11 protein-coding genes are annotated in these 9,752 nt (G+C 33.4%); 7 read left to right on the forward strand and 4 right to left on the reverse strand.

All coding sequences use genetic code 11. The features are described 5' to 3' along the window. The first annotated feature begins 127 nt into the window (after positions 1-127). From NBT05_RS00720 to NBT05_RS00730, 3 genes are all read left to right on the forward strand, one after another. The gene (locus NBT05_RS00720) at positions 128-1,300 is read left to right on the forward strand and encodes a DegT/DnrJ/EryC1/StrS family aminotransferase (RefSeq protein WP_265771504.1); all 1,173 of its coding nucleotides are present in this window, start codon (positions 128-130) and stop codon (positions 1,298-1,300) included. A gap of 26 nt (positions 1,301-1,326) precedes the next feature. Continuing rightward, the gene (locus tag NBT05_RS00725; RefSeq protein WP_265771505.1) at positions 1,327-1,509 is read left to right on the forward strand and encodes a hypothetical protein; all 183 of its coding nucleotides are present in this window, start codon (positions 1,327-1,329) and stop codon (positions 1,507-1,509) included. 169 nt (positions 1,510-1,678) lie between these two features. Beyond that, a complete protein-coding gene (locus NBT05_RS00730; protein ID WP_265771506.1) occupies positions 1,679-2,809 on the forward strand; it encodes an ATP-binding protein in 1,131 nt (376 codons plus the stop codon). Positions 2,810-2,811: 2 nt separating this feature from the next. On the opposite strand, the gene folP is transcribed toward NBT05_RS00730, so the two are convergent. Together folP and NBT05_RS00740 are read right to left on the reverse strand one after the other, a co-directional pair. Further along, complete coding sequence (gene folP / locus NBT05_RS00735; RefSeq protein WP_265771507.1) at positions 2,812-3,636, reverse strand: dihydropteroate synthase; 825 nt, start codon at positions 3,634-3,636, stop codon at positions 2,812-2,814. A 25-nt stretch (positions 3,637-3,661) separates the two neighbouring features. Further along, entirely contained in the window at positions 3,662-4,219 is a 558-nt protein-coding gene (locus NBT05_RS00740) for an isochorismatase family protein (protein WP_265771508.1), read from the reverse strand. Between the two features lie 74 nt (positions 4,220-4,293). Between NBT05_RS00740 and NBT05_RS00745 the strand changes: the two genes are divergently transcribed. The 4 genes from NBT05_RS00745 (at position 4,294) to NBT05_RS00760 (ending at position 8,244) form a co-directional block, all read left to right on the forward strand. After that, on the forward strand, positions 4,294-4,833 hold the full coding sequence (locus NBT05_RS00745; RefSeq protein ID WP_265771509.1) for a DUF1599 domain-containing protein: 540 nt from the start codon (positions 4,294-4,296) through the stop codon (positions 4,831-4,833). A 10-nt stretch (positions 4,834-4,843) separates the two neighbouring features. Then, positions 4,844-5,944 carry a BT_3928 family protein gene (locus NBT05_RS00750; RefSeq protein ID WP_265771510.1) on the forward strand — a complete coding sequence of 367 codons (1,101 nt, stop codon included), beginning with the start codon at positions 4,844-4,846 and terminating at the stop codon, positions 5,942-5,944. 11 nt (positions 5,945-5,955) lie between these two features. Next, positions 5,956-7,026, forward strand: coding sequence for an ABC transporter permease (locus NBT05_RS00755; RefSeq protein WP_265771511.1), 1,071 nt, complete (start codon positions 5,956-5,958; stop codon positions 7,024-7,026). A 138-nt stretch (positions 7,027-7,164) separates the two neighbouring features. Further along, positions 7,165-8,244 (forward strand): zinc-binding metallopeptidase family protein, encoded by a 1,080-nt coding sequence (locus NBT05_RS00760; RefSeq protein ID WP_265771512.1) that lies wholly within the window; start codon positions 7,165-7,167, stop codon positions 8,242-8,244. 18 nt (positions 8,245-8,262) lie between these two features. Here the strand turns inward: NBT05_RS00760 and NBT05_RS00765 are convergent, their stop codons facing one another. Next, the gene (locus NBT05_RS00765; protein ID WP_265770344.1) at positions 8,263-9,105 is read right to left on the reverse strand and encodes an IS3 family transposase; all 843 of its coding nucleotides are present in this window, start codon (positions 9,103-9,105) and stop codon (positions 8,263-8,265) included. After that, on the reverse strand, positions 9,105-9,500 hold the full coding sequence (locus NBT05_RS00770; protein WP_265770345.1) for a transposase: 396 nt from the start codon (positions 9,498-9,500) through the stop codon (positions 9,105-9,107). Before NBT05_RS00770 ends, NBT05_RS00765 begins: the two co-directional genes overlap by 1 nt. Positions 9,501-9,752 lie beyond the last annotated feature (252 nt).

Genomic DNA, 9,752 nt, shown 5'->3' on the forward strand with positions numbered 1-9,752 from the left:
GATTTAAAACTTTTTTTGATTAATTGCTAAATAATTCCTGGATTAAATAGAGTATAAGCACTTTTTCACTTACTTTTTATAGCTTGTATCACCTATTTTGTACCTTCGTTTTTCAGACATATATGCTATGAAGAAGATACAAATGGTTGATCTAAAAGGTCAGTATGAAAAAATTAAAGATCAGGTTCAACAGGGGTTTGATAATGTTTTATCTTCTACGGCATTTATCAACGGACCTGAAGTTCACACTTTTCAATCCGAGCTTGAAGAATATTTAGGTGTAAAACATGTTATTCCTTGTGCAAATGGTACGGATGCCTTACAAATTGCCATGATGGGACTTGGTTTACAACCCGGAGATGAAGTGATTACCGCAGATTTTACTTTTGCCGCTACAGTTGAAGTAATTGCACTATTGCAACTCACCCCGGTATTAGTCGACGTACTTCCGGATACCTTTAATATTGACCCGGATGCTATTGAAAAAGCTATTACTCCTAAAACCAAAGCTATTGTACCCGTACATTTATTCGGGCAAATTGCAGATATGGATCGCATTATGGAAATTGCTGAAAAACATCAACTCTTTGTGATTGAAGACAATGCACAAGGTATCGGGTCAAGTTATCAGGTTAATAGTGAAACAAGGCAAAAAACCGGAACCATAGGACATGTGGGTTCTACGTCGTTTTTTCCTTCAAAAAACTTGGGTTGTTACGGAGATGGCGGTGCTATTTTTACAAATGATGACGAATTAGCACATACCATACGAGGCATTGTTAATCATGGAATGTATACCCGGTATCATCATGATGTAGTAGGTGTCAATTCAAGGTTGGATTCATTACAAGCTACGGTACTTCGGGTAAAATTACCACATTTAGATAGCTATAATCAAACCAGAAGACAGGTAGCCAACCAATATACAACCGCCTTTAAAGGTTATGAAGCAATTATCACCCCTTATATCGTCGGAAATAAATGTGATACAAATCATAAAACCACTTGCAAAACCTGCGATTGTCACGTATTTCATCAGTATACCTTACAAGTTAAAAATATAGACCGGGATCAATTGGTTGAGTATTTAAACAACCATGATATTCCCTGTGGAGTATATTACCCAATCCCTCTTCACAAACAAAAAGCTTATCAAGACGAACGTTACCAAGAAAAAGATTTTACAATTACTAATCAATTAGTTACTAATGTAATCTCTTTACCTATGCATACAGAGTTAGATAACGATCAGATTGAATTTATTACTAGTAAAGTAATTGAGTTTATTGAGGGTAAGTAAATATTTATTACTGGAAATTCTATATAATGAAAGATAGGGAAAAAGAGCTAGCTGAACAGCGTAAGAAAATTATTAAAGGCTTAGAACTAGCATATCAAAAGTTAATCGAATTTAAAAAAAGTAAAAATTCGCCTTTGGTAATATCCAAAGATGGAAAAGTTATAAAGCTGGATCCATTTAAAGCTAAACCTACGGTTAAATACAAATAACATAGTCTATTAACTAACAATCTTTTAAACTCTAACAAACTATAATAATAAAACAAAACATGATTAAAAGCGATCGTATTCACTTTTAATTATATTTTTTGGTGATCGTATTCACTTTTCATTATGTTTATTAGTGATCGTATTCACTTTTCACTATATTTGAAGTATAATGATACGACGTTTACTTTCTAATAGAATAGATAGAAAAATAGGTTCCGGTAAAGCTATTATGATTATCGGACCTCGCCAAGTAGGAAAAACTACTTTAATTAAAGAAAAATTAAAAGATCAGAATGTTTTATTTCTTGATGGTGATGATCCTACTATTCGAAAAATATTAGATACCATTAATACAGAGAACCTACGTAACCTGATAGGTAACTACAAAACAATTTTTATAGATGAAGCACAACGAATCAATCAAATTGGTTTAACCTTAAAAATAATTACGGATCAATTTAAAGATGTTCAATTGTGGATAAGTGGATCTTCCTCTTTTACCCTTTCACATCAGTTGAATGAACCACTAACCGGACGAAAGTGGGAATATGAAATGCTTCCCATTTGTTGGGAAGAATTTGAAAATCATTTTGGCTATGTAAAAGCAGAACAAACTTTAGACCATCGTTTACTTTATGGTTTTTATCCGGATGTAATTAATAATCCAGGCGATGAAGTTGAAGTTTTAAAAAATTTAGTGAATAGTTACCTATATCGGGATATACTTTCTTACGCTGAAATCAGAAAGCCAGAAATTTTAGAAAAACTAGTGCAAGCACTAGCCTTACAAATTGGAAGTGAAGTTAACTACAACGAGCTTTCTCAAACGGTAGGTATTGATAAAAATACGGTGCAAAGATACATTGACATACTTGAAAAAGGGTATGTAATCTTCAAGCTTTCCAGTTTTAGTTCTAACCTTAGAAATGAAATAAAGAAGAATAAAAAAATCTACTTCTACGATAACGGTATTAGAAATATGGTGATTGGAAATTTTACTGATATTTCTTCAAGAAAAGATAAAGGTGCATTATGGGAAAACTTTCTGATTTCCGAAAGAATAAAACAAAATACTTATAAACTTACCCTTGCCAAACCTTATTTTTGGAGAACTAGTCAACAACAAGAGGTAGATTACGTAGAAGAAGTTAGCCAACAAATTTACGGGTATGAATTTAAATGGAATCCTAAGAAAAAAGGAAAACTTCCTAAAACATTTTTGAACGCTTACAATGCAAAAAGCCATATTATAAATAGAGAAAACTTTAGGAATTTTGTTACGATCAAGCAGTGGTCATGATTTTATAAACCTAATTCTTCCACCAACTTTATACATTCTACCGCTTCCTTTACATCATGCACCCGTAAAATCGAAACTCCGTTCTGTAAAGCTACGGTATTTAGCACAGTAGTTCCGTTTAAAGCTTCTTTAGCAGTAGTTCCCAGAGTTTTGTAAATCATAGATTTTCGGGAAACGCCTGCTAATATCGGAACATTTTGAAATTTAAATAATTCCAGTTTTTGCAAGAGTTCGAAGTTTTGTTTTATACTTTTAGCAAACCCAAAACCAGGATCAATAATTACATCATTGATTCCGTAATGCCTCGCTACTGCAATACGTTCCGAAAAATAAAACTGAATTTCTCTAACCATATCCTCATATTGATTCAGGTCTTTCATGGTTTGCGGAGTTCCCTTCATATGCATCATAACATAAGGCACTTGTAATTTTCCTATAGTAGCTATCATTTCGTCATCTAACATTCCTGCCGAAATATCGTTGATCATAGCTGCACCACATGTAATACCTTCTTTAGCAATAGTACTTCTGAACGTATCTATAGAAATTAAAATTTCCGGAAATTCCGAGCATAAAAGTTTTATAATAGGCAATAATCGCTTTTTCTCTTCTTCTTCTGAAATGTGATCTGCTCCGGGACGTGAAGAATACGCGCCTATATCAATAAAAGTAGCACCTTCAGTTAGCATTTTTTCTACTTGAACTAGTACTCCTTTTTCATCCTTATACTTCCCCCCGTCATAAAATGAGTCCGGAGTAAGATTTAAAATACCCATTACTTTAGGCGTGGATATATCAATTAATGAACCTTTACAGTTGATGGTCATTAGAATTTTTTAATTAAAATTTCAATTATACAATTTCGTTAAATGTATTTACGATTTCATTACATGCTTTGACTTTTACTTCTCCTTTTGTAGGTATCATATTTTCCCAAACCCAATTATAATGATCAATAACCTGCTTTGCTTTTAGTTTGGGACGATCGGCAGTAGTATGGGCGTCAGAGATGACAGTAATTTTATAATCTTTAGTTAAGGCAGATTGAACGGTAGACGCTACGCAAAAGTCAGTAGCACAACCTGTGATGTAAAGCTCTTCAATTGCTGCTGATCCAAGATATTTCAGCAGATTTGAACGATAAAAAATATCATTTACATATTTATCTAGCAAATAATCTGTACTTTCAATCTTTAATTCTTTAAGAATTTGCCAATCCCAATTACCTTTTTCAAAAGTCCCACTACCAGTACCATCATGCTGTACATAGATAACCTTTCCATTTAGACTTCGAAATAAATTGGCTAATCTATTGATTCGGTTGATTACACCTTTGTCATCGTACCTTGGAGTTTCAGAAGTAAAAGATCCTTGCTGCATATCGATAATGATCAAAGCACTTTTCGACAAATCATAATTTAATGCACCTTCCATTTTAATAATTCCTATATTAACGCGAAATTTACATAAAATTAGGATGGTTTATGCAAAATACTTCGGCACAATATGATGCTGTACTTAACAAATGCAGGGCATTATTTTCAAAAAAAATGAAAGACTACGGCAGTGCCTGGAGAATTTTAAGATTGCCTTCATTGACCGATCAGATTTTTATAAAAGCACAGCGCATTCGCAGTTTGCAAAAGAACGAAGTACAGAAAATAAATGAAGGAGAAGCTTCTGAATTTATAGGCATTATCAACTACAGTATTATGGCGTTAATCCAGATGGAAAAAGGTATTTCCGACCAACCTGACCTTACTACTGAAGAAGCATTGACTCTTTATGATAAACATAGTCAACTTACTAAAAAACTAATGCTTGATAAAAATCACGATTACGGAGAAGCATGGCGCGACATGAGGGTAAGTTCGCTTACTGATTTAATTTTACAGAAGCTCTTACGGGTCAAACAAATTGAAGACAATAAAGGGAAAACGATTGTAAGTGAAGGTATAGACGCTAATTATCAAGACATAATTAATTACGCTATTTTTGCCCTAATTCATTTACAAATAGATTAAAATAATATACATGAAAGCATTGGTAGGTTTTTCAAGAATCTTTGTAGGAATTCTTTTTATATTTTCAGGATTTGTAAAATTGAATGACCCTTTAGGTTTCTCCTATAAATTACAAGAATATTTCTCAGAAGGGGTACTTAACCTAGAGTTTTTAATTCCTATGGCATTATTAATTGCCGTTTTTCTAGTAATTTTTGAAATTCTGGTTGGGATAACATTGTTATTAGGGTATTTACCAAAATTCACGGTTTGGGCATTACTCTTAATGATTGTATTCTTCACCTTCCTTACTTTTTACTCAGCCTATTTTAACAAAGTAACAGATTGTGGCTGTTTTGGAGATGCAATACCTTTAACCCCTTGGGAATCTTTTACTAAGGATATTATTCTCTTAGTACTTATCTTAATTTTATTTTTTAACCAAAAATACATTACCCCAATATTAAACCCCGCCTCTCATAAGTGGGTGGTATTTGCAGCCTTTACCGCCTGTCTTGGATTTGCATATTATGTTTTAATGCATCTACCAGCCATAGATTTCCGAGCTTATAAAATCGGCACAAATATCACCGAAGGAATGCAGGTACCTGATAATGCAGAAAAGGCGGAGTTTGCTTACCATTGGAAATTTAATGTAAATGGAAATGAGAAAATTATTACTACAGAAGGTGAATATCCAAGTGTAGATGGTAAATTTATAAACGTAGAAACAGAAACAATTAAAGAAGGCTATATACCCCCGATTCATGACTTTGCCATTGAACGAAATGGTGAAGACTTTACTTCGGCTTTTTTAGCCAAAGAAAAATTAATAGTTGTTGTAATGTACAATCTTTCTAAAAGCGAAGCCGAAGGACTGGATGCTATCAAAAATGCTACGGATAATGCTTTAAAAAATGGTTATGAAGTAATCGGTCTAACTGCTTCTGGAGAAAATGATGTTGCTAAAATCAAACAGAAATACAATTTACAATTTGAAGTTTATAACACTGATGAAACCGCATTAAAAACAATTATACGATCTAACCCCGGAATCTTAATTTTACACAAAGGAACCATAAAAGACAAACTTCATTGGAATGATGCTAACATAAATTTTGAAAACTACTAGTTCCTTAATATATGTTGAAAATTTTTCAAACAGTAAGTTACGCACTATTAACTTTATTCGGGGTGATTACTGTTATTTTTCTTTTATTCACCATTTTACCCGGAGATCCTGCTCAGATGATGTTAGGTCAAAATGAAAGTAAAGAACAAATCGCAATTGTCAATAAAAAGTACGGGTTTGATCAACCCTTATCTACACAATATGCATGGTATTTAAATGATTTGTCACCACTTTCTTTCCATTCGACTAATAAAGATCATTTTACTTTTTTCAGCGAAGAAAAATATAACGGTGTTAAGTTCTTTAACTTAGGTACAACCCAGGTAGTTTTAAAGTATCCGTACTTAAGGGAATCTTTTCAAAAAAATGGAAAACAAGTAATTGAAGTGATTAGCGAAACTCTTCCTAATACCATATTGCTAGCAATAAGTGCCATTAGTATTGCGATGCTATTAGGAATTCTTATGGGTATTATTAGTGCTTTATATAAAAACACATGGATTGATAGGACTCTACAAATTATAAGTACTATTGGAATGAGCGTACCCTCATTTTTTAGTTCGATCCTTTTTGCTTGGGTTTTTGGTTTTATACTTCATAAATACACTCATCTTAATATGACTGGTAGCCTTTATGAAGTTGATGATTTTGGCAATGGAAGTTATATTCAACTAAAAAATTTAATGCTACCTGCTATAGTCTTAGGGATTCGTCCGCTAGCCGTAGTTACTCAATTAATGCGAAATTCATTACTTGAAGTGCTAAGTCAAGATTATATTCGAACCGCAAGAGCAAAAGGCCTTTCTCCGTTCCAGGTGATCTGGAAACATGCCATAAAAAATTCTTTAAATCCTGTAATCACTGCTATTTCCGGATGGTTTGCTTCTATGCTAGCCGGGGCAGTATTTGTAGAATATATCTTTGGGTGGAATGGTATAGGAAAAGAGATTGTTGATGCTTTAAACACCTCTGACCTTCCAATTATTATGGGAGCTGTTATTGTTATAGCATCTCTATTTATTTTGATCAACATCAGCGTAGATTTAATATATCGTTTATTAGATCCACGAATCCGGGTGTAATTTTAATAGATTGACTATTGTTTATTTGCTGATAAGGGATAGATAAATTAATATCTTTAAGAGTAGAACAAATTAGGGATAGCATTCATCCAACAGTATGGTTTAAAGTATCTTTCGCTCCTATAAATTAATAGTTAAATGAAAACTTTCCATTGCAGCAATTGCGATAATCCGGTTTATTTTGAAAACACTTTTTGTGAAAAATGTCACTACAATATTGGATATGACGTAATTCAAAATGAGATGTTATCCTTCGATCAAAATATTCAAAGATGGAAGGCTAAAACTGGAGAATATAAAACATATCATTATTGTCAAAATCAACAATTAAATGTCTGTAATTGGCTAATTCCGGAAGAAGCTACTGAAAATTATTGTAAAGCTTGTAGCCTCAATCGAACTATCCCGGATATTTCAGATAAAAGTCAAAAAGCGAATTGGTATTTGCTAGAACAAGGAAAACATCGTTTAATATACCAATTATTGAGGCTTAATTTACCTGTAGAAAGTAAGCTTGAACAACCTAACAACGGACTTTGTTTTGATTTTTTATCAAACCAGAATATTACGGATTCAGATCAAAAAGTAATGACCGGTCATGCTGAAGGGGTAATAACTATTACCCTAAGTGAAGCAGATACCGTACAAAGAGAAAAATTACGGGAACAACTTAACGAGCCTTATCGAACCATCATTGGTCATTTTCGTCATGAGGTAGGTCATTATTACTGGGAACGAATCATAGTATCTAATCAAGAATTACTAGAACAATTTCGAAATCTTTTTGGAGATGAACGAAGTTCATATGCGGATGCTTTAGATACACACTATAAAAATGGAGCACCTTCTAATTGGGATCAAAACTTTATAAGTAGTTATGCTTCCGCGCATCCTTGGGAAGATTGGGCAGAAACTTGGGCACATTACCTCCACTTTATGGATACGCTAGAAACTGCTTTTTATACAAATATTCAAATAGGAACTGACACCAACCATACAACAAATGCTAAGACAAAACCTATATTTAATCCGTATAAAGAAAAGGATTTTGATGTAATCCTTGATACTTGTATTCCGCTTTATATTGGTCTAAATAACTTAAATCGTTCTATGGGGATAAAAGACATCTACCCTTTTGTAGTAAATATTACGGTAGTTCAAAAGTTAAAATACATCCATCAGATAGTTCGTTTTAATATGATGTACATCCCTAAATAGTGTTGACCGCTTTTAGGTTTATATTTCATTGTTAAAAATAGTTATTGTTTTCCTTTGATCTTTGTTTATTGAAGGAAAGTTTTCTTCAAACTGGACTGGCGTTTTCTTATCGATGTTGTTATGTGTCCTTACATGGTTGTAATGGTTGACAGCTTGCTTCATTCTTTTCTTTAGTTGATCAAAGGTTTTAATCTCCCAGTAGTCAAGATAATCCCTTTTGATAGTCCTGTTGATACGTTCTGCATAAGCGTTATCTTGGGCAGATTGTGCCATACTGATCCTACAGTCATGTTGTTCTAAAAGCTTGATATAGGCTTTGTAGATATATTGACCGCCCCTATCGGAGTGATGTACCTTTGGTGGTTTATGGTCCTTTAGTGCCATTTGTAAAGCTTTTAGGTTAGCCGTAGCACGCATATGGTCCGATAGGCAGTAACCTACAATTTTCTTTGTATAAACGTCAATGATAAAGACTGCATAATAATGCTTCCCACAAATAAGAATGTAAGTAATATCACTTTGCCAAATTACTGACGGTGCAGCTACTTCCATCCCTTTAATTAAATTAGGGTAATACACCTTAGCGGCAATAGTCGTCCTTTTATAGTTCTTCTTGATCTTGAGCCTATAGCCCAATAACATCATAGTTTCTACAAACCTGTCCCTACCAATAAAATTAGGTTGTAGTATATCGTACATCTTTTCTACCCCACAACCCGGAAAGTCTTTGCGCAACTCATCTACCTCTACTACTAAGCCCTCAATCTTCCGATCAAAGACTTCTTGGCGCTTAGCGTATTGGTGTACGGCTTGTTTGCTAATACCTACAACGTTATATAGCTTATTTAATGAATAACCCATTACTTGCTGATGCTTTTGGAACCACCTAATTGTGGGGTGTTGAAGTTTTTTTTAATATCGATGTTAAGTTCATCTTTGGCTATCTCCACCACCTTCTCCAGATAGTCAATCTTGATTTGTTTACGCCCCAGGGCAGCTTCCAACTCTTTAACCTTTTTCTCTAATTCTTTTAACTTCTCCGAACTACTGTGTTTCATCTCTACAACTCTTGATCCATGCTCGTTAAAGGTAGAATATTTATAAATCCATTTGTAGATATTTGAGCGGGATATCTTATGTATCCGCTCCAATTGTGGGACACTGAACTTACCCGATTCAAAGTCACTGACCAATTGTTTTTTAAAATCCTCAGAATATTTTCTTCTCTTCTGAATACTCTTTAAATTTGCTCTCATATATTAATCACTTTATTTAAAAGTGGTCAACCTATAGCAGGGATGTACATGAAGTAGGAAGTACAAAGTATGAGGTATTAAGTACAAAGTGAGAAGTACAAAGTATTTTATATGCTAGAAGATGATAATTTTGTTCAATAGTTATAAATTTTTCTATTCTAAACTCATTTTTTGGAAGAGTATAGTGAAGGTATGAATCACTAAGTATTAAGTACAATGGGAACGCAATAGAAACGTGATTGTTAATTTGAC

Source organism: Aquimarina sp. ERC-38, from assembly GCF_026222555.1.
Lineage (GTDB): Bacteria > Bacteroidota > Bacteroidia > Flavobacteriales > Flavobacteriaceae > Aquimarina.

Coding starts and splice junctions, on each gene's coding strand:
- NBT05_RS00720 (WP_265771504.1), top strand. CDS start 128: ATGAAGAAGATACAAATGGTTGATCTAAAAGGTCAGTATGAAAAAATT.
- NBT05_RS00725 (WP_265771505.1), top strand. CDS start 1,327: ATGAAAGATAGGGAAAAAGAGCTAGCTGAACAGCGTAAGAAAATTATT.
- NBT05_RS00730 (WP_265771506.1), top strand. CDS start 1,679: ATGATACGACGTTTACTTTCTAATAGAATAGATAGAAAAATAGGTTCC.
- folP (WP_265771507.1), bottom strand. CDS start 3,636: ATGACCATCAACTGTAAAGGTTCATTAATTGATATATCCACGCCTAAA.
- NBT05_RS00745 (WP_265771509.1), top strand. CDS start 4,294: ATGCAAAATACTTCGGCACAATATGATGCTGTACTTAACAAATGCAGG.
- NBT05_RS00750 (WP_265771510.1), top strand. CDS start 4,844: ATGAAAGCATTGGTAGGTTTTTCAAGAATCTTTGTAGGAATTCTTTTT.
- NBT05_RS00755 (WP_265771511.1), top strand. CDS start 5,956: ATGTTGAAAATTTTTCAAACAGTAAGTTACGCACTATTAACTTTATTC.
- NBT05_RS00760 (WP_265771512.1), top strand. CDS start 7,165: ATGAAAACTTTCCATTGCAGCAATTGCGATAATCCGGTTTATTTTGAA.
- NBT05_RS00765 (WP_265770344.1), bottom strand. CDS start 9,105: ATGGGTTATTCATTAAATAAGCTATATAACGTTGTAGGTATTAGCAAA.
- NBT05_RS00770 (WP_265770345.1), bottom strand. CDS start 9,500: ATGAGAGCAAATTTAAAGAGTATTCAGAAGAGAAGAAAATATTCTGAG.